Origin of the sequence: Shinella sp. M27, assembly GCF_049199905.1 — a bacterium.
Classification (GTDB): Bacteria; Pseudomonadota; Alphaproteobacteria; order Rhizobiales; family Rhizobiaceae; genus Shinella.
The window spans coordinates 68630-91202 of sequence record NZ_JBLZPK010000022.1; the positions used below are offsets into that span (position 1 = coordinate 68630).

Sequence of the window (22573 nt, forward strand, 5' to 3'; positions counted from 1 at the left end):
GCCTGCCACGGTGTCGGTGAAGGCCTGCTCGACACCCGCGCCGACGGTCCAGCCATGCGCGGTATCCTTCTCCTTCACGCCCGTCGTGACGTTTTCGAGCGCCGCATTGGTGAAGGCCCAGCCGCCCGTGCCATAGATGAGCGTGCGGTCGAAGGCATAGCCGAGACGCGCGCGCACGGAGCCGCCCCAGTTTGTCTCCGCCTCGTAGGTGGTGCCACCCGAGGAGAAACGATCATTGTTGAAGTCGTGTTTGACGTCGGCTTCAACGCCATAGACCCAGCCGTCGTTGAAGAAGTTATAGCCAGCGAAGGCGCCGATCGCGAAACCGCCGGTCCGCTGGTCGATGGCCGGCGCCGGGCCGTCGGAATTGACGCCGGTCCAGGCATAGCCGGTGTTCACACCGACATAGAAGCCGCCCCAATCGTAAACGCCTGGCACCGTTTCGACGATCGGCGTCTCTACGGGCGGTTCGGCGATGGTCATGTCGGCCGCGAAAGCCGGTAGCGTGCCGGCAATGACGAGGATGCCGGCGGCACCCGAAATGATCGATTTCATGTGGTGGTCCTTTTCACTCGATACTCGCGCGAAGCCCCGCACGCGAATGACAACACGGCCCCAACGCACAAGGACGTCGAGGGTTCCGGAGAAAATGAGACCCGCTGAATCTGGCAGGCGGATGCCAACCTTCGCTTAACACTCTGTCATTCTTTGTCGGCTAGAAACATCGCAGGGCCGATGACGGCCTCAACGCACCCTGTTGTCATGATAACAACGGTTTAGGGTTACATGATGTTGAAAACCTTGTTGCCGAGGATCGAGCTGCGCTATGCGCTGACCGGGTCCGTCTTCGGAGCTTTCCTGCCCACCCTCTGCCTTGCCGCTGACCAGTTTTTGCGTGACGAAACGCAGGCAAGCCTCTTCGGCTTTTCCGCCCCGACCGCGACGGCACTCGCCCTCATGCCGGTGTTCTTCGGTGTCGGCTTCTACCAGATCGGCCGGTCGAAGGCGCAGCTCATCGACGAGCTTGCCCAGCGGCGCCAGACGGAGGAACGGCTCTCGCACGATGCCTATCACGACCGGCTGACCGGGCTTGCCAACCGCTTCTGCCTGGAGCGCGACATCCAGGCGGCGGTGGAGGAAGGGGACGAGGATGCGCGGCCAGCGCTTCTGCTCATCGATCTCGACCGGTTCAAGTTCGTCAACGATAGTCTCGGCCATGATGCGGGCGATGCCTTGCTGGCGGCGATTGCCGGGCGGCTGCGGCGCGCGCTTGCCAACACGGCGCGCGTCTATCGGCTTGGCGGCGACGAATTCGTGGTGACGATCGCCGGCAATCCATCCGGGGGCAAGATCGAGAATGTCTGCCGCACGATCTGTGCGCTTTTCGAGGAGCCGTTCGACCTGAAGCGCAACCGCGTCACCAGCGGCTGCAGCATCGGCGTGACCTTCATGGAGGCCGGTGACGTCTCCATGTCCGAGCTGCTGAAGCGTGCGGATGTCGCGCTCTACGAGGCGAAGGAGGCACATGGCAGCGGCTTCCGCTTCTTCGATGCCGATCTGGCGGCCGACGTGCTGGCGCGGGCGGAAATCGAATACGATCTCGCGAAGGCGATCGAGGCGCAGGAATTTTTCCTCGAATACCAACCCATCGTCGGCGTCGAGAGCCTCGCCGTGCGCTCCTTCGAGGCACTTCTGCGCTGGAGGCATCCCGAAAAGGGACTGATCATGCCGTCGGTCTTCATTCCGGTTGCGGAAAAGACCGGGCTTATCCTGCCGCTCGGCAACTGGGTGGTTAGGGAGGCCTGCCGCGAGGCGGCGAACTGGCCGGCACCGGCAGGTGTCGCCGTCAATGTCGTGGGCGACCAGTTCAAGGATCGCGCCTTTGTCGATTACGTAAAGCAGTGCCTTGCCGAGAGTGGCCTCGCGCCCGGGCGCCTAACGATCGAGGTGACCGAGTCGGTGTTTTCCGTCGACGAGACCGTCATTCGCGAAAGCCTGTGCGAGCTTCGTGCAATCGGTGTTCGCGTCGCGCTCGACGATTTCGGCGTCGGCTTCTCCTCGATCAACAATCTCAGGGCTTTTCCCATCGACCAGCTGAAGATTGACCGGTCTTTCGCGCGGGCGATGATGGAGAGCAAGCGCGATGCGGAGCTTGTCGATATCATCCTGAAGCTCGGACAGACCTTTCAGGTCGCGACGACGGTGGAGGGGATCGAGTCCGAGAGCCAGCTCGATTTCATCCGCCAGCGTGGTGCGTCCGAGGCGCAGGGTTTCCTGATTTCCGCGCCTGTCGGGGCAGGGGATGTGCGGCGTCTTCTGCAAAAACCGGAAAGCCGGCTTTCGGCTTGAGGCGCAAAAAGCCTTTTCATGACAGCCAAATCCTGATTGTCTCAGGGTTCGACGGAGGGGCCTCGATGAGACGATTCTACAGGCTGGCCGCTTGGGTGCTTTCGCTTCTCGCCCTCACTATCGTGGTGGCGGCGAGCTGGCTTATCGTATCGCCGCCCGCGCTGCTGAGCGTCGGCTCCGGCTATGCCGCCAAGATCGTCTGCTCCAGCGTCTTCGTCTCCGGCCGCGACCCGGACCGGGTGCTCGCCGAGGACGTGCAGGCGCCCGGCCATCCGCTGCTGAAGCTGATGCGGCAGGATGTCGATTTCACCGAAAAGACCGTGACGACCCATCTCCTGGGGATTTTTGCACCCGGTTATGCCGCCTGGCATGAGGGCTTCGGCTGCTCCAGCGTGCCGGACGGCGATTTCCGGGCGGCACAGCAGGCGGTTTCCGATATCCTGGTGCCGACGATCCCGGCGGGCGATCCGGCAACCACCTGGCCGGATGGCGAGGGCGTGACGCCGGATGCGGCGATTGCCGCCTTGCTGGCGGACACTGCCCTGACCGGCCCCGGCATGCGCGCGACCGTCGTCGTACAGGATGGCCGCATCGTCGCGGAGGCCTATGGCGACGGGTTCAACGCCACGACGCCGCTACTCGGCTGGTCGATGACCAAGTCGGTCAACGCTGCCCTGATGGGCCGGCTGATGCTGGCGGGAGCACTCTCGCCGCAGCTCAACAATCTCTTTCCGGAATGGCGTGGCGATGCGCGCGCCACCATCACGCTCGGCCAGCTGCTCGCCATGGAAAGCGGGCTTGCCTTCAACGAGAACTACGGTGACGTCGCCGATGTGACGCGCATGCTCTATCTCGAGCCCGACATGACACGCTTCGTGCTGTCGCTGCCGCTGGAAGCCAATCCCGGTGAACGGTTCAATTATTCGAGCGGCACGGCCCTCCTGCTGTCGCGCCTCTGGATGAGCACGCTTCCGGGGCGCAGCCAGGCCTTGTCGTTCCCGTCGAAAGCGCTGTTCGGTCCGCTCGGCATGGCAAGTGCCGTGCTGGAGCCGGATGAGACCGGCATTTTCGTCGGCTCGTCCTATATGTATGCGACTGGGCGCGACTGGGCGCGGTTCTCGTTGTTGCTTTTGAACGATGGCGTGTGGAAGGGCAGCCGGCTTCTGCCTGAAGGTTTCGTCGCGGCCATGGGCACGCCGAACAAGACGTCTGACGGCACCTACAGCCAGATGCAGACCTGGCTCAAGGGGCCAGGCGCCAAGAGCGATGCCGAGCAGGGTCTGCCGGCCGATACGTTCTGGCTGCGCGGGCATGACGGCCAGTCGGCCACCATCATTCCCTCCCGGAAGCTCGCGGTTATCAGGCTGGGGCTGACGCCCTCGAAGCTCGGTTACGAACCCCAGCCCTTGATCAAGCGCATCCTCGATATCGTCGATGCGAAGGCCGGAACGGCTCAGGCGCCGACCTGAGCGATCCAGTCGTTGAGATTGTAGGTGTTCGAGATGCGGGCGACTTTGCCGTCGCGGATCTCGAAGAAAGCGCCGGCAGGCAGCACATAGGTCTGGCCGTTCGCCTCCGGCAGGCCCTCGTCGGTTGCGAGATACTGGCCGTTGACCACGAATTCGGCAGCACCCCGCCGGCCGTCCTCGCTGGACATGATGACGATATCGGTCAGCGTCTCGCGATAGCTGCGGTTCATATGGGCCATGAAGGTGCGGAAGGCTTCCTTGCCGACCTGGCGGCCACCCTGATTGATGTCGTGGATGACATCGTCATGCAAGAGATCGAAAAAGGCCTCCATATCCTGCCTGTTGAAAGCATCGTAATAGGCGCGGATCGTCTCTTTTGCTGGCATGTCATCCCTCATATCGTTGTCACCGGGGTAAACCCCTGTGCCTTATAACATTGTTCAAACCGTTGGGAACGTTCACGGATCATGCAGATCAAGATTGTCCAGGGAAAGGCCGTGACGCCTTACATCGCCGATCTCGCGGGCCTGCGCACCACCGTCTTCCGCGCCTTCCCCTATCTCTACGAGGGCAGCGAGGACTACGAGGTGTCCTATCTCGCGACCTATGCGCAATCGCCCGAAAGCCTCTTCGTGCTGGCGCTGGATGGCGAGACGATCGTCGGAGCCTCGACGGGCGTGCCGATGACGGATGCGTCCGATGTGTTCAAGGCGCCGTTCGTGGCCGCGGGCATCGATCCGGAAACGGTTTTCTATTTCGGCGAATCCGTGCTGCTGTCGACCTATCGGGGTACGGGGCTCGGCGTGCGTTTCTTCGAGGAGCGCGAAGCTTATGCACGCCAGTTGGGGCGTTTCGACTGGTGTGCGTTTTGCGCGGTCGAGCGCCCGAGAAATCACCCGCTTCGCCCGGCCGACTATGTGCCGCTGAATGATTTCTGGAACAGGCGCGGCTACGCGCACCGCGCAGACTTGCGCATGATGCTGGCATGGCAGGATATCGGTGAGGCCGACGAAACGGAAAAACCGATGTCGTTCTGGCTGAAGCCGGCGCGGTAAAAGCGTTTAAGCGAGGACCGGCTTAACGCAGGCCGGTCTCGTCAAGCAGGCCCTTGCGCTTGGCGTGGTAGTAATAGCCGGCGGCGTAGAGGCGCACGGCGCCGTCGTTCTTGTCGTCAGCCACCATCCAGGCGCCACGCAAATACTTGCCGGCATATTTGATGTTCGTCTCGGCATCGAACAAGCCTTCGGCCGGGCCTTCATAACCCATGCTCCTGGCGGTCGAATACTTGATCTGCATCAGGCCGTAATGGCCGCGATTGAAGGCACGCGGATTGTAGGTGCTTTCACGCTTCACGACACGATGCAGAAGCGATTCCGGAATGCCGTAGAGGCTTGCATATTTCGTGATCAGCGCGTCGATCGGCGTGCCGGATTTCTTGAAGGGCTGCTCGGCCTGCGGAACGACCAGACGCGTTTCCGTCGTCAGAACCGCGTTGCTGATCATGGACGGCTTGGCCATCGGCACGATCTTGTGGGAGGCGACAAGCTGCTCCAAGCCCTCGGGCTCGCCGCTGTCGAAACCCGGTTCCATGACCGAGACGCCAATCACGGTGTCATAGGTCTGTGTGGCCGCCCTATCGGCGCTCGCCACCTCGACCGTATTGCCGGCAAGGGCAGCGGTCGCTGCTGCAGCGCCCGTCATGCCCTTGGATTCGGCAAGAGCCGAGACGGGAACCGCGCCAGCGGCCTCGCCTGCTGCGACGACGATCGGCGTCGGCAGGGCTTGCGCGGTGTTTTCCGTGCCCGGCTTTGCGGCGGGCAGGGCGGCATACGCGACTTCGGTCGTCGCGCCATCGGCGGCGGCGAGGTCCGTGGTTGTCGTGGACGTGGGCTTCACCGTTCGGGCCGTCGTCGCATCGTCGGCAACGCTGGCGCAGCCGGCAAGCGTTACGAGAAGGCCTGCGCAGGCAAGCGCGGCAAGGCGTGCCGAACGGGAAACGGGGGTATCAGCCATGGTCGTCGCTCTCGGTTTGCTGGGGGATAGGGCGCCGGAACGCCCTCGCTTTTGCAAATCAATCGGCCGTGGCCGTCTCCCGCTCATAGCCGATCAGGCCGAAAGCGGCAACCCGCAGACTTACGGATGCGTCACGCCGCCGCCCGCTTGAGACCGGCGGTGAGCAATCCGGCGCCGATCAACAGCGTGCCGCCTGTGCGGTTGACGACCTTCTGTACCGATGGTTTGCGGATGGTTTTGCGCGCGGCCGACGCGAGAAGCGCATAGGAAAAAGCGTTCAGCGTGGCGAGCACGAGGAAGGTTATTTCGAAGATCACCATCTGCGGAAGGACCGGCTGCGAGAGGTCGAGGAACTGCGGCAGGAAGGCGACGAAGAACACGATGCTCTTGGGGTTCAGCGCCGTCACCACATAGGCATGCGCGAAGATGCGGAAGGGTTTTTCCTCCGCCGGTATCTCTCCTTCGGCTCCAGCAGAGACGGGCGCGCGCCAAAGCTTGATGCCGAGCCAGATCAGATAGGCCGCACCCACCCATTTTAACACGGTGAAGATCGCCGCCGAGGTGGCGAGCAGCGCGCCAAGGCCGAGCATGGAGGCGGTCATGGCGGTGAAGTCGCCGAGCGCCACACCGGCGACCGTCGCGCCGGCCGTCTTGCGGCCGTGGCCGAGCGCGTAGGAGATGACGAGCAGGATCGTCGGGCCGGGAATGGCAAGCATCACAGCGGATGCGGCGGCGAACGCAAGCCAATGTTCGAAGGACATGAAAAACTCCCCGGATCGATCTCTATCCGGGGAGCAAGCCATCACTAATTTTCCACGTCAAGCGGGTTTTAGGCCGCCGGCTTCCACGTCTGGCCGATCGTGTCCATCACCTCGCCGAACCACTTTGCCGAGGTGTCGAAATGCTTGCCACCCTTGATGCGCGGGAACTCGATGGTGCGCAGCTTGCCGCCCTGGCCCTCATCATGGCCGGTGACGCCCGAAACCTTGTTGAGCGCGCTCTCGACGGCAAGGTCGGTCATGCTCTGGATGAGGCGCAGGTCGTCGCGGTTGGCGGGGGCGGAGCGGGCGTAGTAGCCGGATTTCTGCACCATGGAGCGTTCCGCGCCCAGCAGCGCGCCGAACTGCTTAGTGAACCAGTTGCCGACATTGATCGTGTCGATCTTCACATGGCCGAAGGCATCGCGCTTGACCGTCTCACCGGCAGCTTCGCGCTCGGCGACGATGGCGTCGAGGCAGGCGCCTTCCGAAACGAAGAGTGTGACGTAGCCGGCGCGGTCCATGATGCCCTTGAGGCGCGCGGCCTCGGCTTCCAGGTTGAAGTCCAGTTCCGGCAGGTACAGGCCGTCGATATTCTTCAGCTGCTTGTTCATCATGAAGCCGTCGACATATTCGTTGCCGTTGGTCTTCTGGATGTAGGCGCGCGCGGTGGCGGCGGTGAGCCAGCCGCAATGGCGGCCCATCACTTCATGCACGACCAGCGTCTTGGGGGCGGCACTCTGCTCGTTGCTGACATGATCGAAGAAGCCTGCGCCGACTTCGGCGGCCGTCCAGGCACCGAGCGACTGGCGGATCGGCACGACGTCGTTGTCGACCGTCTTCGGCAGGCCGACGACGGTGAGGTCGTAGCCGTTGGCGCCGAGATAGGCGGCAAGGTCCGCGGCCGTCGTGTTGGTGTCGTCGCCGCCGATCGTGTGCAGGATGGTGATGCCGTCCTTTGCGAGCCGTTCGGCCGCCACGCGCAGCGGGTTTTCGCCGTCCTTGACGAGGCCGCGCTTCACGCAGTCGGCGGCGTTCGTCAGCTTCACGCGGCTGTTGCCGATCGGCGAGCCGCCGTAACGGTGCAGCAGAGGCGCCTTCTCGCGCATATCCTTGGTGATCTCGATACGGTCGGCGAGCAGCAGACCCTGGTAGCCGGAGCGATAGGCAACGAGCTCGATATCGGGCGCGACATCGCTATAGCGTTCGATGAGGCCCCCGACAGCGGAAGACAGACAGGGCGCGAGCCCGCCGGCGGTCAGCATTGCGACTTTCTGCTTAGGCATAGTTCCTCCTCAGGGATTCCTCAAAACGCGCGCTCTCTCTAGCGGAAATCATACGGCATTTAAATGACGGTGCGACAAGGTTTTCCACCTCTTTGTTCCCTTGAACCTCGCGAGCGTGAGTGTAACTATGGGTTTCATTCTGGGGTCATTTTTAAGCTTGGCGTGTGGGGGAGAAATGTCAGGTCAAAAATCCATGGGAATATTCGCGTCGAAATGTGCCGTGGTTTTTCTGGTGGCGTCGGGAATGTTCATGGAGGTGGGCTTCGCCGCCATGCCGAGCGTGCCACGAGACCTGACGGTTTCCGATCCGCTGGACGATCTTCTCGTGCTGGCGAGCGTGAACAACGGCGCGACCGACAGCATCGTCAAGAATATTCAGCTGGTAAAGTCGGAATGCCGCAACTACGCGCCGGCCTATCGTATCGACTGCCTGTCGCAAGGGCTTAAGCAGGTCGCGTCGCGAATTCCAGGTGGGGAGTATGACCAGGCGCGCGCTATTTTGTCCCGCGCCGCGTCCAAGCTGGGCAGCCTGGTCGCGCGTAATGTGGATGCCGAGGCCGAGGTCATCGAGTCCAAGCCGAATGCGAACCCGCATTTCAAAGCGAAGCGCCGGTATCGGGCGGTCAAGAAGGCCGCGCTCGGTGCGGTCATGAAGGAAGCCCAGGCGATCGTCGAGGAGGCCGTCACGCGGTTGATGCGCTCCTATGAGAATGGCGACCGGCGGTCCGTGCATTATCAGAAGATCGCGAAGGCGACGGATTCCATGAAGGTGCTTTTGCGCTCCTGATCCATCGGTCAGGGCACGGTGGGGCGAAAGCAGATAAAGCGGCCGGCCCATCTATTGAGGGACATCAAAATTTCGTCATGCGGGCGGAATCCGGCCTTGCATGCCTTGCTTTCCCTGCAATTGTCTGATCAAAATCACCTTATGTTCCAGAATTCGCCAAGTTGCTTCATCAGTGCCGTATGGGATCGCCTCGTCGGCATGGTGTCCGATGCCGCCAGCAATGTGCTTTCGGGCGTGGTCGAGGCCGTGCGCACGCTTTTCGAGGGCGACCCCGAAACGCGCCGGCAGGTTGCCTTTTCCGTCGCGATGATCGCGCTTTCCGCCAAGATGGCGAAGGCCGACGGTATCGTGACGACGGCCGAGGTCGATGCCTTCAAGGACATCTTCAAATACCCTGATAACCAGGCGGCCAATGTCGCCAGGCTCTATAACCTCGCGCGGCAGGATGTTGCCGGCTACGAGGCCTATGCGGAGAAGATGAAGGCGCTTTGCGTTTCCTGCGAGAAGAACTGCCCGATCCTCGAGGATATCGTCGACGGCCTGTTCCACATCGCTAAGGCCGACGGTCTCATCCATGAGAACGAAATGGCGTTCCTGTCCCGCGTCGCCGAGATTTTCGGCATGGTGGACGAGCGTTTCGAGCAGATCACCGCGCGCCATGTCCATGTCAGCGGCCGTGATCCCTACAAGGTGCTGGGCGTGAAGCCGAGCGACGACTTTGCGGATATCCGCAAGCGGTATCGCGTGCTTGCCTCCGAACATCATCCTGATAGGCTGGTGGCGCGTGGCGTGCCGGCCGAGTTCCATCAGATTGCGAACGACCGCATGGCCGCGCTCAACGCCGCCTATGAGGCGATCGAGAAGGAACGCTGCGCCGCATGAGCGCATTCATCTGCGACTATTCCGGCGCGACCTCCGCGCCGTCGCCGAATTTTGGCGAGCGCGCCGGTGGGCGCCTGCCGGATATCATTCTCTTGCACTATACCGGCATGCCGACGGCGGACGCCGCGCTGAAATGGCTTTGTGCGCCGGAAAGCCAGGTCTCCTGTCACTACTTCGTGCATGAGGACGGGCGCGTCGAGCAACTGGTGCGCGAGGCCGATCGCGCCTGGCATGCCGGCAAGAGCAGCTGGAAGGGCGAGGTCGATATCAATTCGGCTTCCATCGGCGTCGAAATCGCCAATTCCGGCCATCCCGACCTGCCGGATTTCCCCGAAATCCAGATCCAGGCGGTCGTCGAACTGTGTCTCGATTGTGGCCGAAGGTGGGGAATTGCCCCCGAACGGGTGCTGGCGCACAGCGATGTGGCCCCCATTCGCAAGGTCGATCCGGGTGAAAAGTTTCCTTGGGACCGCCTGCACAAGGCGGGTGTCGGGCACTGGGTGGAGCCGTCTCCCGTAGCGGGCGGACGCTTCTTCCAGCGGGGGGATGCCGGCCAGCCGGTCGAGGCCTTGCAGACCATGCTGTCGCTCTACGGCTATGGCACTGAAATCGATGGGGTTTTCTCGGAAAAAACCGAAGGCGACGTCGCCGCTTTCCAGCGTCATTTCCGGCCGGAAAAGGTCGATGGCATCGCCGATTTTTCGACCATTGACACGCTGCACCGGCTGCTTTCCGCACTGCCGCGGATCACGACGTAACAGCCTATTCGTTTATTCGAATATTACGGTTTGTAACAGAAGTTTACCGCTTCGCCACATCCTCACCCGATTGGGCATGTCTTTTCCGGCTGCGTTCGTTGCAGCGCAACATGCGGTCAGGGCCTGATCGCAATCAACAGGGATCACGACGTTAGCGCAGGGTGCGCGGCTTGAGGGCCGGCCCCCAAAGGCTCTGCCTTTGCGCCTTTTGGAGACTGAAACTAGATGAGAAGACTTGTTGCTGCCCTCAGCGCGGCCTGCTTTTGTGTGTCCGTTTTTTCCACCGGCATGGCGCATGCAGCCTCCGATAGAATGCAAACGCTGAGCCCCCGCCTTGCGGTCCAGCCCGTGGCAAAGACCCCGGTGAAAGCCAAGACGGTGCAGACGAGCAAGGCCAAGGCTTCCGGCAAGCACAAGTCCCGCAAGACCGTGAGCAAGCGCAACAAGCGCAAGACCGTCGTCGACAATGACGGCGTCGTCGTCGGCAAGCTGACGACCTTCAGCAGCACCGCCGGCTTCCCGAAGGCGGAAAACCCGCTGACGGAGGCCGTCCAGTCGGCAAGCTATTCCAGCCTCATCCAGACCTATGCGAAGACCTATGGCGTGCCGGTCGATCTCGCCCATGCCGTCGTACGCGTCGAGAGCAATTTCAACCCGAAGGCGCGCGGCAGCGCAGGTGAAATCGGCCTCATGCAGATCAAGCCGGCGACGGCCCGCATGATGGGCTACCAAGGCACCGCCAAGGGCCTCTACGACCCCGAGACCAACATCAAGTTCGGCATGAAATACCTTGCCATGGCGCATGATCTCGGCGGCGGCACGACCTGCGGCACCATCCTCAAATACAATGCCGGCCACGGTGCCAAGCGCATGAACCCGGTCTCCAAGCGCTATTGCGGCAAGGTGCAGAGCATCATCGACTAAATGATTTTTTGCGGACTGGATTCGAAATCGCGCCATGCTATCCATGCCTTGAAAGCTTGAGGTGAAGCATGGTTCGGCATTTCGATTTCGTCGTAGTGGGCAGGGGCATGATGGGGGCGGCTGCGGCACGCCACCTGACCCGGACGGGCGCTTCCGTGGCGCTAGTCGGTCGCGGAGAGCCAGTGGACTGGAAGGCCCACGACGGCGTTTTCTCCAGCCACTATGACAGCGGCCGCATCACCCGCACCATCGATGGCGACCCGGACTGGGCGCTGCTCGCAAAACGCTCCATCGCCCGCTACCGCGAGCTTGAAGCCGAAAGCGGCATTGCCTTCTACGGCGAGACGGGGTGCCTGATCACCGGCCGGGCGGGTGGCGACTACATCACCGCCGTGGAGACGGTCGCCAGACACCACAAGCTCGATGCGCCATTGCTCGATCGCGCAGCGCTTCGAGCGCAATTCCCCTGGTTCGACCTGCCGGAGACGTCGGCGGGCCTGTTCGAGGCGAAGGGGGCGGGGTATGTCGATCCGCGCAAGCTCGTCGCGGCCCAGGTCGCCTGCTTCGAGAAGGCGGGCGGCGTCTCCATTCTCGACGATGCCGTCTCGGTGACGGAAGCCGGTGGCCGGGCATCCGTGGCGCTAAAGACCAGCGAAGCGGTGACGGGCGATCGCATACTGGTGGCGACCGGTGGGTTTTCGCGGGCGCCCGGGCTGCTGCCCAAAGTACCGTCGCTCATCGTCAAGGCGCGCACCGTCGTGCTGGCGCAGCTTTCGCCGGAACAGGCCGAGGCCTATCGCGCCATGCCCTCCTGGATCGATGAGAGCGCGGATCCTTCCGAACACTTCTACTTCCTGCCGCCGATCGTCTACCCGGATGGACACGCCTATCTCAAGATAGGCGGCGACCCGACCGATATCGCGATCGACGACGAGACGGCGATCGTCGACTGGTTCCGCGGGGAGGGTATGCCAGGGCCTATCACCCATCTCCGGCGGCTGCTCGCCCGCTCGATCCCCGATCTCAAGCCTGTGCGCCTCATCTCCGCGCCCTGCATCACCACCTTCACCACGCATGGTTATCCCTATGCCGGCTTCGTGGACAGCGACCGCATCGCCCTTCTGACCGGCGGCAACGGCATGGCGGCGAAGAGTTCGGATGAAATCGGCCGCATCGGTGCCGATCTGGTGATTCGCGGCCATATGGACGAGCCGGACTATACGACCGATTTCGCCGTTCATTTTCGCTGAGCCTCTGGTCTTTCCCGTCGCCATGGGCTAGTCAGCGCCTGCCAGTTGGCTGGGCAGCCGCGCTCTGCAAGTGCCGAAAGGCCGCAGGGGGAGGAAAGTCCGGGCTCCACGGAAACACGGTGCCGGATAACGTCCGGCGGGGGCGACCCCAGGGAAAGTGCCACAGAAAGCAAACCGCCTTCCTCGGAAGGTAAGGGTGAAAGGGTGGGGTAAGAGCCCACCGCGGCCATGGCGACATGGACGGCACGGTAAACCCCACCGGGAGCAAAACCGAATAGGGATGACGCGAGGCGCGCAAGCGCTTCAGCCCGTTTCCGGGCCGGTCATCCGGGTGGGTTGCAAGAGGCCGGGCGCAAGTCCGGTCCCAGATGAATGGCTGCCACGTTCCGGTGCAAACCGGAGCCATACAGAACCCGGCTTACAGGCCAACTGGCAAAAAACTTCTCCTCGGCATGATTTTTTCATGACCCGCTAACGCGCTGGAATCGCAGTGTTTCGCGCATGCCTTGCTGTGCGTTGAAACGCACGCAGGCGGTGCCTGCGCGTCTGCAAATACAAGGCGTTGCGAGGCCATTCCTAACCTTTTGTTAAACTTAACGGCTTATAAACGTTTGACGGTCTGAACACGGGAGATGAGGTCTCTTCCCATTGACGCCCATATGGTCCCATGGTATCCCAAAATCACACTGCACGAGGACGCATGAGCGTCCGATCATCGCAAAGCTTTGAGGCTAACCGGCTGGGGACGGTGCGACGCGTAAGCGTTGCATCAGTGCTGGTTCCTGCGCGCAGTGTGGTGTTGGATTTGCCGGGGTGGATGCACAGCGTCCCGGCTTGGGGAACGGCTGTATCGCGTCATGAACCGGTTCCTGTCGAATGCGACGAACAGGATCGATGCCAAGGGGAGGGTTTCCGTCCCTTCGGCGTTTCGCTCCGTGCTCGCGCAGCGCGACATCCGGGAGCTGTATTGCTTCCAGGACTTCATGTTTCCGGCGATCAGCGTCGGTGGGCTGGATTTGCTCGATCGTTTCGAGCGCCAGATCGCCAGCGAGGATGTTTTTTCGCCAAAAGCCAATCGGATGTCGCTCCTCATTCACGGGGGCGGGGTCTTCATGAAGCTCGATTCGGAAGGGCGCCTGGCGGTCACGGATTTCATCCGCGATTTCACCGGCATCACCACGGACGTGACCTTTGTCGGTCGGGCGGATCATTTTCAGCTCTGGGCACCGCAGACATTCGAAGCCACACAGGCGGCGGCCCGGGAAGAGTTCAGGACGCGAGGTCTGGGCTCGGGGTAAGACGGAGAATCGGAATGGCGGCGGATCTTGGCGGAGGTTTTACTGATGCCGATGGCGGACCGGTCCGTCACATTCCGGTTCTTCTCTCCGAAGTCATCGCGGCGCTTCAGCCCAAGCCTGGTGAGGTCATTCTCGACGGCACCTTCGGGGCGGGCGGCTATACGTCGGCCATCCTCGCCGCCGGTGCCGATGTCATCGGTCTCGACCGCGATCCCAACGCCATTTCCGGCGGGCAGGAGCTGGTCAAGGCGTCCGGTGGGCGGCTGACCCTCATCCATTCGCGCTTTTCCGAACTGGCCGAACACGCGCCGGCAGGTGGTCTCGACGGCGTCGTGCTCGATATCGGCGTCTCCTCCATGCAGATCGACGAGGCCGAGCGCGGTTTCTCCTTCCAGAAGAACGGCCCGCTCGACATGCGCATGTCCGCATCGGGCGTTTCGGCCGCCGACGTGGTGAACCGCGCCAAGGTCTCCGACCTTATCCGCATCTTCGGTTTCCTCGGCGAAGAGAAGCAGGCGGGGCGCATCGCCCGTGCCATCGAGAAGGCGCGTGAAAAAGAGCCGTTCGCGACGACACGCCAGCTTGCCAACCTCATCGAGCTGACGACGCCGCGCAAGGCCAAGGACAAGATCCATCCCGCGACGCGCGTCTTCCAGGCGCTGCGCGTCTTCGTCAATGACGAGCTGGGCGAGCTTGCCGAGGCGCTGTTTGCCGCCGAGCGGGCGCTGAAGCCGGGCGGGCGTCTCGTCATCGTTTCCTTTCACTCGCTGGAAGACCGCATCGTCAAGAAATTCTTCCAGGACCGTTCCGGCAAGGCCGCCGGTTCGCGGCATCTTCCCGAGGTTCACGACAAAGCCGCAACCTTCGCACCAGTCGGGCGCCCTATGGTGGCGGCCAGCGACGAGGAAAGCGCGGTCAATCCGCGCGCGAGATCCGCGAAGCTGAGGGCAGGCGAGCGCACCAGCGCCCCTGCCGGGACGGATGATCTGTCTATTTTCAACCTGCCAAACCTTGCCAGCATCGAGAAGATGGGAAGCTGAGTGATGTTCCGTACCCTTGATGTCGTGCTGATCGCCGTCATGACCGCAGCCGCCACCGTTACCTATTCGCTCAAGCATCAGGCTGAGAACAAGCAGGAAGAGGTGCGCAAGCTCGACGCCGAGATCAAGCTGGAGGAGGACACGATCGACCTCCTCAAGGCCGACTGGGCGCTCTTGACCCAACCCAACCGCCTCAATCGCCTCGTGACGACCTTCGCTGGCGACCTGAAGCTCGTGCCGACCGAATCGACCCAGCTGGCGCAGCCGAACGAATTGCCGATGCCGATGGCCGAGCTGCCGGCGTTGGAGCCCGCCAAGGATGCCAAGGCGGATGCGAAGGTCGCCGACGGCAAGAAGAACACCAAGAAGAAGAGCACGGACGCAATCCAAACCGGATCGGTGGCAAACTGATGTCGTTTCTCTCCCGCATCATGGTCGTCAAGAGCAAGGCGCATTTCAGCGCCGGCGGCAACAACAATACCGGCGCCGGTGGCCCCGCCTTCGAGGGCACGCGCAAGCGGTCCGGCTCGCAGGCCCGCAGCCGCGTCGCCGTCATGATCTGCTGCTTCGGCATGGCCTATGCCGTCATCGGCGGCCGCCTCGTGCAGTATGGCATGGCCTCGTCGGAAACCGTGTCCGCCATCGGTCCCGCAGACCATCTGATGGCCTCGCGTCCCGACATCGTCGACCGCAACGGTGAAATCCTCGCCACCGACATCCGCACCGTCTCGCTCTATGCCGAGCCGCACAAGATCGTCGATGCGGACGAAGCCGTCGAAATGCTGGCGACCGTGCTGCCGGATCTCGACCGCCGCGGCATCTACCGCAAGCTCACCTCGAAATCCCGCTTCCAGTGGCTGAAGCGCCAGCTGACGCCCAAGCAGCAGAGCAAAATCCTCGCGCTCGGCATTCCCGGTGTCGGCTTCCGGCCGGAAAAGCGCCGCTTCTATCCGGGCGGGGCGACGGCATCTCACATCCTCGGTCACGTCAATATCGACAACCGCGGCATTGCCGGCATGGAACGCTATATCGACAGCCAGGGTCTCGCCGATCTTGCCGCCATTGGCATGACGAGCGATGCCAAGCTGGAGCCCGTGCGTCTTTCCATCGACATCCGCGTGCAGGCCATCGTGCGCGAAGTCGTCAAGGAAGGAATGGAGAAATACAAGGCGATCGCCGCCGGTGCTGTCGTGCTCGACGTGCGCACGGGCGAAGTGCTCGCCATGGCCTCCTATCCCGATTACGATCCGAACAATCCGGCGGCAGGCGCCAAGGAAGGCTGGATGAACCGCATGTCGAACGGCACGTTCGAGATGGGCTCCACCTTCAAGAGCTTCACCACCGCCATGGCGCTCGATTCGGGCAAGGTGAAGATCACCGACAGTTTCGATGCGCGCGCGCCGATCCGCATCGGCGGCTTCACCATCAAGGATTTCCACGGCAAGCACCGTATCCTCACCGTGCCGGAAATCTTCCAGTATTCGTCGAACATCGGCACGGCCAAGGAAGCCGACGTCGTCGGCATCGCCGGCCACAAGGAATTTTTGACGCGTCTCGGTCTGCTCACCAAGATGGAGACCGAGCTGCCGGAAGTCAAAACTCCGACTCAGCCGCGCGAATGGAAGAAGATCAACTCGATCACCATCTCTTTCGGCCACGGCGTTTCCACGACGCCGCTACAGACGGCCGTTGCCGGTGCGGCGCTGATCAATGGCGGCAAGCTGCTGAACCCCACCTTCTTGCCGCGCACGCAGGAGGAGGCCGACGAGATCGCCAAGATCGTCATCCACCCGCAGACCGTCGAGAACATGCGTTATCTCTTCAAGCTCAACGCCAATGACGGTTCCGGCCGCCGCTCGCTCGTTCCCGGCTTCAATGTCGGCGGCAAGACCGGTACGGCCAACAAGGTCGTCGGCGGCCGTTATTCCAACACGCAGAACTTCAACGCCTTCCTGTCCGGTTTCCCGATCGACGACCCGAAATATGTGGTGCTGACCTTCATCGACGCGCCGCAGACCGGCGAGGCCGGTGGCCGCACCGCCGGCAGCAACGCAGCCCCCATGGTGGGCGAGATCATCCGCCGCTCCGCCGCCCTTCTCGGTGTAAAGCCGAAATTTGGTGAGGACGGTTCTGCCACGCTTGTGTCTTATTGAGCGGAGAAGAGGGGATGCCGATTCGAAACGGAGACGGCACCCACAGACAGCAATAGAGCGGATAATGAAGATCAGTGACCTCGCCGGACCCGAAACCAACGACCTGGGCGCCGCAGCCGCCGCGACTATAAGCGGTATCACGAGCGACAGCCGGAAGGTAAAGCCGGGCGATCTCTTCGTTGCGCTGACGGGCACCAAGGCGGACGGCAGCGCCTTCATTGCCGATGCTGTCTCGCGTGGTGCCGCTGCAGTCGTGGTGGCCGATGGAGTGAAGGCCGAAGCCGCCGTTCCCGTCATCGCCGTTGCCGAGCCGCGCCGCTTCCTGGCGCTTGCCGCCGCGAAATTCCATGGCCGCCAGCCTGAAACCATGGTTGCCGTCACTGGCACCGCGGGAAAGACCTCCGTCGCGTCCTTCACGCGCCAGATCTGGGCCTATGCCGGCCATCCGGCCGCGATGATCGGTACGACCGGCGTTGTGGCGCCCGGCCGCAACGATTACGGTTCGCTGACGACGCCTGATCCGGTGTCGCTGCATGCGCTGCTCGCCGAACTTGCCGATGCCGGCGTCACCCATGCGGCGATGGAAGCCTCCAGCCATGGCCTCGACCAGGCGCGCCTCGACGGTGTCAAGCTAGCTGCCGCAGCCTTCACCAATCTCGGCCGCGACCACATGGATTATCATCCGACGGTCGAGCACTACATGGCCTCCAAGATGCGGCTGTTCGATACGCTGCTCGCCAAGGGGCTGCCTGCCGTCATATATGCCGACGACGAATGGTCGGGCCAGGCCATCGACGCGGCGCATAAGGCCGGTCTCGATGTGCGCACGGTCGGCCGCAAGGGCGACTATCTCGCGCTGAAGCGCGTCGAGCATTTCCGCCACAAGCAGACCGCCGAAATCCATGTCGGCGACGATATCTTTGAGGTGCACATTCCGCTCGCCGGTGATTTCCAAGTGGCGAACGCGCTTGTCGCGGCGGGTCTCGCCATGTCGACGGGCGTGCCGGCCGCAACCGCCATGGCCGCGCTCGAAAAGCTCATCGGTGCGCCCGGCCGTCTCGAACTGGTCGGCCATGCGAAGAACGGCGCGCTCACCTATGTCGATTATGCCCACAAGCCGGATGCGCTGGAAAACGTGCTGACCTCCGTGCGTCCCTTCACGACCGGCCGCGTCATCGTGGTCTTCGGTTGCGGCGGCGATCGCGACAAGGGCAAGCGCCCGATCATGGGCGAGATCGCCACGCGCCTGGCCGACGTGGTGATCGTCACCGACGACAATCCGCGATCGGAAGTGCCTGCCGTCATCCGCTCCGAGATCATGGCTGCCGCACCAGGCGCGACCGAGATCGGCGACCGTGCGGAGGCGATCCGCAGTGCGGTCAAGATGCTGCAGTCGGGCGATACGCTGATCGTTGCGGGCAAGGGGCATGAGGAGGGGCAGACCGTGGGGACGGTGACGCTGCCGTTCTCCGACCATGCCGAATTGCGCAAGGCGCTGGAGGAACTCGACCTGTGAAATGGCTCTGGACCAGCGCTGATCTCATTGCCGCCATGCATGGCCGGCCCATCGGCAACGTGCCGCAGGGCATTACGGGCATTTCCATCGACAGCCGCGCAATCGGCGCCAGCGAGGCCTTCTTCGCCATCAAGGGCGACCGCGTCGATGGGCATGACTTTGCAAGCTTCGCCGTTGCCAATGGTGCGTCGCTGCTCGTCGTCAGCGAAGGCAAGCTGCCGGCGCTCGGCCGTCTCGTCACGCCGATGATCGTGGTGCAGGACGTGCTGCAGGCGCTGGTCGATCTCGGCTGCGCTGCACGCGACCGCACCGCCGCCCGCATCATCGCCGTCACCGGCTCGGTCGGCAAGACGACGAGCAAGGAGATGCTGCGCCAGGCGCTTTCGCCGTCGGGCAGCGTGCATGCCTCCGTCGCCTCCTTCAACAACCATTGGGGCGTGCCGCTGACGCTGGCGCGCATGCCTGAGACCACCGATTACGGCATTTTCGAAGTCGGCATGAACCATGCCAACGAGATCCGCCCGCTGGTCGCCATGGTGCGCCCGCACATTGCCATGATCACGACGATCGCGCCGGCCCATCTCGGCAATTTCCGTGACCTCGAAGAGATCGCCGCCGCCAAGGCCGAAATCTTCGAAGGCGTCGTGCCGGGTGGCCATGCCGTTCTCAACCGCGACAACGAGCAGTTCGATTTCCTCGAAAAGGCGGCGAAGGCGGCCGGCGTCGCGCATATCCATTCCTTCGGCGCCGACCCCAAGTCGGACTTCCGCCTGCTCGATTTTCTGCCGAGCGGCGAGGGCAGCCTGTTGCGCGCCGCCATCGGCGGCCAGACGCTGGAAGTGCCGATGGGCGCGCCCGGCCGGCACATCGCCGAAAACGCCGTTGCCGTGCTCGGCGCCGTGCATTTGGCCGGCGCTGATATCGAGAAGGCGATGGGCGGGCTTGCCACCATGCAGGCCGAAAAGGGCCGCGGCCGGCGCTACCGGCTCGCCAAGGATGGCGGCTGGTTCACGCTGATCGACGAAAGCTACAATGCCAACCCGGCCTCGATGCGGGCGGCGATTGCGCTTCTGCGCGATGCCGAAGTGCAGGCCGGCGGGCGCCGCATTGCCGTGCTCGGCGACATGCTGGAAATGGGCGAGCACTCGCCCGCCGTGCATGCCGGCCTTGCAGAACCGCTTCTGGAGGCCGGCATCGCCGATATCTGGCTTGGTGGTCCCGATATGGCGTCGCTGCGCGATGCATTGCCTGAAGGCGTGAGCCGCGAATACCGCGATACGGCCGACGAACTTGCCAAATACGCGCTGGAGGCCGTGCGTGCCGGCGATGTTCTGGTCATAAAATCGTCCAAGGGCACGGGTTTCAGCCGCATCGTGGCGGCCCTGCTTGACAAATATCCGGCGTTCTCCGAAGGGGAGCGCGAGAGTTGAGGAGGGGTTCGGCTGGACAGATGTCTGCCGGACCTTCTTCTTTATGTAATTTGCTTCTCTGTCCGCCGGCCCGTCACGCCGCGGACGTCTTGGGGAACCTTTTGGGGAAAGGGTGACAATGCTGCTTTGGCTCGTGGAGCTGGCTGACACCATCCAGGTGTTCAACCTGTTTCGTTACATTACCTTCCGGACCGGCGCTGCGCTGTTCACCTCCGCTACGATCGTCTTCCTTTTCGGGCCGATGATCATCGCATCGCTGCGTGTCCGCCAGGGCAAGGGCCAGCCGATCCGTGCCGATGGTCCCCAGACGCATTTCAAGAAGGCCGGTACGCCCACGATGGGCGGCCTGATGATCCTTGCCGGCATCGTCGGCAGCGCGCTGCTCTGGGCCGATCTCTCCAATGTCTATGTGGTCGCCACGCTGCTCGTCACCCTCGGCTTCGGCGCTATCGGCTTCTACGACGACTACCTGAAGGTCACCAAACAGTCCGACAAGGGCTTTTCGGGTAAGGCGCGCCTTGGTCTGGAGTTCCTGATCGCGGGTGCTGCGACCTATTTCATGATGCGCGCGTCGCTCGCCACCGGCCCGGCCGGCTCGACCTTCGGCTCGTCCATCGCCTTCCCCTTCGCCAAGGACCTGCTGGTCAATCTCGGCATCTTCTTCGTGATCTTCGGTGGCTTCGTTATCGTCGCGGCCGGCAACGCGGTGAACCTGACGGACGGCCTCGACGGTCTCGCCACGGTTCCGGTCATGATCTCGGCCGCTTCCTTCGGCGTCATCGCCTATCTCGCCGGCAACGCCGTCTTTGCGAATTACCTGCAGATCCATTTCGTGCCCGGCACGGGTGAACTTGCCGTCGTGCTCGGCGCCGTCATCGGTGCGGGCCTCGGCTTCCTGTGGTTCAATGCGCCGCCTGCCGCCATCTTCATGGGCGATACCGGTTCGCTGGCGCTCGGCGGCCTGATCGGCACCGTCGCCGTCGCCACCAAGCACGAGATCGTCATGGCGATCATCGGCGGCCTGTTCGTCATGGAGACGCTGTCGGTCATCATCCAGGTCGGCTCGTTCAAGCTCACCGGCAAGCGCGTCTTCCTGATGGCGCCGATCCACCACCACTTCGAAAAGAAGGGCTGGACGGAAAGCCAGGTCGTCATCCGCTTCTGGATCATCGCCGTCATCCTGGCGCTGGTCGGCCTTTCCACGCTCAAGCTGCGGTAAGGCCTCCGATGATCCCCGTCACCACATTGAAGGGAAAGTCGGTCGCGCTTTTCGGGCTTGGCGGCTCGGGTCTGGCGACCGCGCTGGCGCTGGCTGCCGGCGGGGCCGATGTCACCGCCTGGGATGACAGTGCTGCGAGCGTCGAGAACGCCTCCACTGCCGGCGTGAAGACCGGCGATCTGCGGACGCTCGACTGGAAAGCCATCGACGCGCTGGTGCTGTCGCCCGGCGTGCCGCTGACCCATCCGAAGCCGCACTGGAGCGCCGAGCTTGCGAAGGCCGCCGGTGTCGAGATCATCGGCGATGTCGAGCTTTTCGCGCGCGAGCGCCGGGCGCATGCGCCCGATTGCCCGTTCATCGCCATAACAGGCACGAACGGCAAATCGACCACCACCGCCCTCATCGCCCATATCCTGAAATCCTCCGGCCGGGATACGCAGCTCGGCGGCAATATCGGCACGGCCGTGCTGACGCTCGATCCGCCGAAGGCGGGCCGCTTCTATGTGGTCGAGTGCTCGTCCTACCAGATCGACCTTGCGCCGACGCTGAACCCGTCGGCCGGTATCCTGCTCAACCTGACGCCCGACCATCTCGACCGGCACGGCTCGATGCAGCTGTATGCCGACGTGAAGGAGCGGCTGGTCGCCAAGAGCAGGACTGCGATCGTCGGCGTCGATGACACCTATTGCGAGATCATTGCCGATCGCATCGAACGTGCGGGCACCAAGGTGGTGCGTATCTCCAAGCGCACCGCGCTGGCCGATGGCATTTATGCCGAGGGCGCGCGGCTGATCCTGGCGCAGAGCGGCGCGACGCGCGAGATCGCCGATCTCTCACCGATCCAGACACTGCTCGGCAACCACAATGCGCAGAACGCAGCGGCGGCGGTTGCGGCATGCCTCGCCGTCGGCGTCAGCGAAAACGAGATCCAGGCGGGCCTTGCGTCCTTCCCCGGCCTGAAACATCGCATGCAGCCGGTCGGCCGCAGGGGCGATACGCTCTTCGTCAACGATTCCAAGGCGACGAATGCCGATGCGGCAGCGCCCGCGCTGTCGAGTTTCGAGCGCATCTACTGGATTGCCGGCGGCGTTCCGAAGGAGGGGGGTATTTCCTCGCTCGGCAGCTTCTTCCCGAAGATCGCCAAGGCCTACCTCATCGGTGAGGCGGCGCCGGCTTTTGCCGAGACGCTCGGTGGTGCCGTTGCCCATGAAATGTCGGGCACGTTGGAGAAGGCCGTGGCGGACGCGGCGGCGGATGCGGAGAAGGATGGCAGCGGTCCCGTTGCCGTTCTGCTCTCCCCGGCTTGCGCAAGCTTCGACCAGTACAAGAACTTTGAAGTGCGGGGCGATGCCTTCGTGAAACACGTTGCCGGCGTGCCGGGCGTGTCCATGTTGGTCGAGATTTAGGATGGTCTTGGGGCAGTCTTGCTTCCAACTTCTCC

The 22573-nt window shown here is 63.1% G+C and carries 21 protein-coding genes and 1 other RNA gene; 17 read left to right on the forward strand and 5 right to left on the reverse strand.

Features of this window, described 5'->3' with window-relative positions; genetic code table 11:
- The coding region (locus tag ACOZK4_RS08165) for an outer membrane protein (protein ID WP_421591454.1) at positions 1-555 on the reverse strand (555 nt) is incomplete at its 3' end.
- A 234-nt stretch (positions 556-789) separates the two neighbouring features.
- Between ACOZK4_RS08165 and ACOZK4_RS08170 the strand changes: the two genes are divergently transcribed.
- Both ACOZK4_RS08170 and ACOZK4_RS08175 read left to right on the forward strand, forming a co-directional pair.
- Complete coding sequence (locus tag ACOZK4_RS08170) at positions 790-2349, forward strand: putative bifunctional diguanylate cyclase/phosphodiesterase (RefSeq protein ID WP_421591455.1); 1560 nt, start codon at positions 790-792, stop codon at positions 2347-2349.
- Positions 2350-2414: 65 nt separating this feature from the next.
- Positions 2415-3818 (forward strand): serine hydrolase domain-containing protein, encoded by a 1404-nt coding sequence (locus ACOZK4_RS08175; protein ID WP_421591456.1) that lies wholly within the window; start codon positions 2415-2417, stop codon positions 3816-3818.
- On the opposite strand, the gene ACOZK4_RS08180 is transcribed toward ACOZK4_RS08175, so the two are convergent.
- Positions 3803-4204: a ketosteroid isomerase-related protein gene (locus ACOZK4_RS08180; RefSeq protein ID WP_421591457.1), complete on the reverse strand. Its 402-nt coding sequence runs from the start codon at positions 4202-4204 to the stop codon at positions 3803-3805. The genes ACOZK4_RS08175 and ACOZK4_RS08180 overlap by 16 nt on opposite strands.
- An 81-nt stretch (positions 4205-4285) precedes the next feature.
- Between ACOZK4_RS08180 and ACOZK4_RS08185 the strand changes: the two genes are divergently transcribed.
- Positions 4286-4873, forward strand: a complete 588-nt coding sequence (locus tag ACOZK4_RS08185) for a GNAT family N-acetyltransferase (protein WP_421591458.1) — start codon at positions 4286-4288, stop codon at positions 4871-4873.
- Between the two features lie 22 nt (positions 4874-4895).
- Here the strand turns inward: ACOZK4_RS08185 and ACOZK4_RS08190 are convergent, their stop codons facing one another.
- The 3 genes from ACOZK4_RS08190 to ACOZK4_RS08200 form a co-directional block, all read right to left on the reverse strand.
- The gene (locus tag ACOZK4_RS08190; protein ID WP_421591459.1) at positions 4896-5831 is read right to left on the reverse strand and encodes a transglycosylase SLT domain-containing protein; all 936 of its coding nucleotides are present in this window, start codon (positions 5829-5831) and stop codon (positions 4896-4898) included.
- Positions 5832-5962: 131 nt separating this feature from the next.
- Positions 5963-6592 carry a LysE family translocator gene (locus tag ACOZK4_RS08195; RefSeq protein WP_421591460.1) on the reverse strand — a complete coding sequence of 210 codons (630 nt, stop codon included), beginning with the start codon at positions 6590-6592 and terminating at the stop codon, positions 5963-5965.
- A gap of 68 nt (positions 6593-6660) precedes the next feature.
- Entirely contained in the window at positions 6661-7875 is a 1215-nt protein-coding gene (locus tag ACOZK4_RS08200; protein WP_313525866.1) for a pyrophosphate--fructose-6-phosphate 1-phosphotransferase, read from the reverse strand.
- Positions 7876-8002: 127 nt separating this feature from the next.
- On the opposite strand from ACOZK4_RS08200, the gene ACOZK4_RS08205 reads away from it, so the two are divergent.
- The 14 genes from ACOZK4_RS08205 to murD all read left to right on the forward strand — a co-directional run bounded on the left by ACOZK4_RS08205 (position 8003) and on the right by murD (position 22538).
- Entirely contained in the window at positions 8003-8662 is a 660-nt protein-coding gene (locus tag ACOZK4_RS08205; protein ID WP_421591461.1) for a hypothetical protein, read from the forward strand.
- A gap of 198 nt (positions 8663-8860) precedes the next feature.
- Positions 8861-9544, forward strand: a complete 684-nt coding sequence (locus tag ACOZK4_RS08210; RefSeq protein ID WP_409530352.1) for a TerB family tellurite resistance protein — start codon at positions 8861-8863, stop codon at positions 9542-9544.
- Positions 9541-10302, forward strand: a complete 762-nt coding sequence (locus ACOZK4_RS08215; RefSeq protein ID WP_421591462.1) for an N-acetylmuramoyl-L-alanine amidase — start codon at positions 9541-9543, stop codon at positions 10300-10302. Before ACOZK4_RS08210 ends, ACOZK4_RS08215 begins: the two co-directional genes overlap by 4 nt.
- A 489-nt stretch (positions 10303-10791) precedes the next feature.
- Positions 10792-11226 (forward strand): lytic transglycosylase domain-containing protein, encoded by a 435-nt coding sequence (locus tag ACOZK4_RS08220; RefSeq protein WP_421591506.1) that lies wholly within the window; start codon positions 10792-10794, stop codon positions 11224-11226.
- 68 nt (positions 11227-11294) lie between these two features.
- A complete protein-coding gene (locus ACOZK4_RS08225; RefSeq protein WP_421591463.1) occupies positions 11295-12476 on the forward strand; it encodes an NAD(P)/FAD-dependent oxidoreductase in 1182 nt (393 codons plus the stop codon).
- Positions 12477-12517: 41 nt separating this feature from the next.
- An RNA gene (gene rnpB / locus ACOZK4_RS08230) (RNase P RNA component class A) lies at positions 12518-12913 on the forward strand.
- A 420-nt stretch (positions 12914-13333) separates the two neighbouring features.
- Positions 13334-13774, forward strand: coding sequence for a division/cell wall cluster transcriptional repressor MraZ (gene mraZ / locus ACOZK4_RS08235; protein ID WP_298100622.1), 441 nt, complete (start codon positions 13334-13336; stop codon positions 13772-13774).
- Between the two features lie 14 nt (positions 13775-13788).
- Complete coding sequence (gene rsmH / locus ACOZK4_RS08240; RefSeq protein WP_421591464.1) at positions 13789-14814, forward strand: 16S rRNA (cytosine(1402)-N(4))-methyltransferase RsmH; 1026 nt, start codon at positions 13789-13791, stop codon at positions 14812-14814.
- A 3-nt stretch (positions 14815-14817) separates the two neighbouring features.
- Complete coding sequence (gene ftsL / locus ACOZK4_RS08245; RefSeq protein ID WP_421591465.1) at positions 14818-15225, forward strand: cell division protein FtsL; 408 nt, start codon at positions 14818-14820, stop codon at positions 15223-15225.
- The gene (locus ACOZK4_RS08250; protein WP_421591466.1) at positions 15225-16967 is read left to right on the forward strand and encodes a peptidoglycan D,D-transpeptidase FtsI family protein; all 1743 of its coding nucleotides are present in this window, start codon (positions 15225-15227) and stop codon (positions 16965-16967) included. Before ftsL ends, ACOZK4_RS08250 begins: the two co-directional genes overlap by 1 nt.
- A 64-nt stretch (positions 16968-17031) precedes the next feature.
- On the forward strand, positions 17032-18483 hold the full coding sequence (locus ACOZK4_RS08255; protein ID WP_421591467.1) for a UDP-N-acetylmuramoyl-L-alanyl-D-glutamate--2,6-diaminopimelate ligase: 1452 nt from the start codon (positions 17032-17034) through the stop codon (positions 18481-18483).
- Positions 18480-19913, forward strand: coding sequence for a UDP-N-acetylmuramoylalanyl-D-glutamyl-2,6-diaminopimelate--D-alanyl-D-alanine ligase (locus tag ACOZK4_RS08260; protein WP_421591468.1), 1434 nt, complete (start codon positions 18480-18482; stop codon positions 19911-19913). Before ACOZK4_RS08255 ends, ACOZK4_RS08260 begins: the two co-directional genes overlap by 4 nt.
- Positions 19914-20031: 118 nt before the next feature.
- Entirely contained in the window at positions 20032-21132 is a 1101-nt protein-coding gene (gene mraY / locus ACOZK4_RS08265; protein WP_421591469.1) for a phospho-N-acetylmuramoyl-pentapeptide-transferase, read from the forward strand.
- 8 nt (positions 21133-21140) lie between these two features.
- The gene (murD, locus tag ACOZK4_RS08270; RefSeq protein WP_421591470.1) at positions 21141-22538 is read left to right on the forward strand and encodes a UDP-N-acetylmuramoyl-L-alanine--D-glutamate ligase; all 1398 of its coding nucleotides are present in this window, start codon (positions 21141-21143) and stop codon (positions 22536-22538) included.
- Positions 22539-22573: the final 35 nt, after the last annotated feature.

Bases quoted from the DNA above. Each gene is read 5' to 3' on its own strand.
- ACOZK4_RS08170 (WP_421591455.1), top strand. From the start codon at position 790: ATGTTGAAAACCTTGTTGCCGAGGATCGAGCTGCGCTATGCGCTGACC.
- ACOZK4_RS08175 (WP_421591456.1), top strand. From the start codon at position 2,415: ATGAGACGATTCTACAGGCTGGCCGCTTGGGTGCTTTCGCTTCTCGCC.
- ACOZK4_RS08180 (WP_421591457.1), bottom strand. From the start codon at position 4,204: ATGCCAGCAAAAGAGACGATCCGCGCCTATTACGATGCTTTCAACAGG.
- ACOZK4_RS08185 (WP_421591458.1), top strand. From the start codon at position 4,286: ATGCAGATCAAGATTGTCCAGGGAAAGGCCGTGACGCCTTACATCGCC.
- ACOZK4_RS08190 (WP_421591459.1), bottom strand. From the start codon at position 5,831: ATGGCTGATACCCCCGTTTCCCGTTCGGCACGCCTTGCCGCGCTTGCC.
- ACOZK4_RS08195 (WP_421591460.1), bottom strand. From the start codon at position 6,592: ATGTCCTTCGAACATTGGCTTGCGTTCGCCGCCGCATCCGCTGTGATG.
- ACOZK4_RS08200 (WP_313525866.1), bottom strand. From the start codon at position 7,875: ATGCCTAAGCAGAAAGTCGCAATGCTGACCGCCGGCGGGCTCGCGCCC.
- ACOZK4_RS08205 (WP_421591461.1), top strand. From the start codon at position 8,003: ATGGGTTTCATTCTGGGGTCATTTTTAAGCTTGGCGTGTGGGGGAGAA.
- ACOZK4_RS08210 (WP_409530352.1), top strand. From the start codon at position 8,861: ATGGTGTCCGATGCCGCCAGCAATGTGCTTTCGGGCGTGGTCGAGGCC.
- ACOZK4_RS08215 (WP_421591462.1), top strand. From the start codon at position 9,541: ATGAGCGCATTCATCTGCGACTATTCCGGCGCGACCTCCGCGCCGTCG.
- ACOZK4_RS08225 (WP_421591463.1), top strand. From the start codon at position 11,295: ATGGTTCGGCATTTCGATTTCGTCGTAGTGGGCAGGGGCATGATGGGG.
- mraZ (WP_298100622.1), top strand. From the start codon at position 13,334: ATGAACCGGTTCCTGTCGAATGCGACGAACAGGATCGATGCCAAGGGG.
- rsmH (WP_421591464.1), top strand. From the start codon at position 13,789: ATGGCGGCGGATCTTGGCGGAGGTTTTACTGATGCCGATGGCGGACCG.
- ftsL (WP_421591465.1), top strand. From the start codon at position 14,818: ATGTTCCGTACCCTTGATGTCGTGCTGATCGCCGTCATGACCGCAGCC.
- ACOZK4_RS08250 (WP_421591466.1), top strand. From the start codon at position 15,225: ATGTCGTTTCTCTCCCGCATCATGGTCGTCAAGAGCAAGGCGCATTTC.
- ACOZK4_RS08255 (WP_421591467.1), top strand. From the start codon at position 17,032: ATGAAGATCAGTGACCTCGCCGGACCCGAAACCAACGACCTGGGCGCC.
- mraY (WP_421591469.1), top strand. From the start codon at position 20,032: ATGCTGCTTTGGCTCGTGGAGCTGGCTGACACCATCCAGGTGTTCAAC.
- murD (WP_421591470.1), top strand. From the start codon at position 21,141: ATGATCCCCGTCACCACATTGAAGGGAAAGTCGGTCGCGCTTTTCGGG.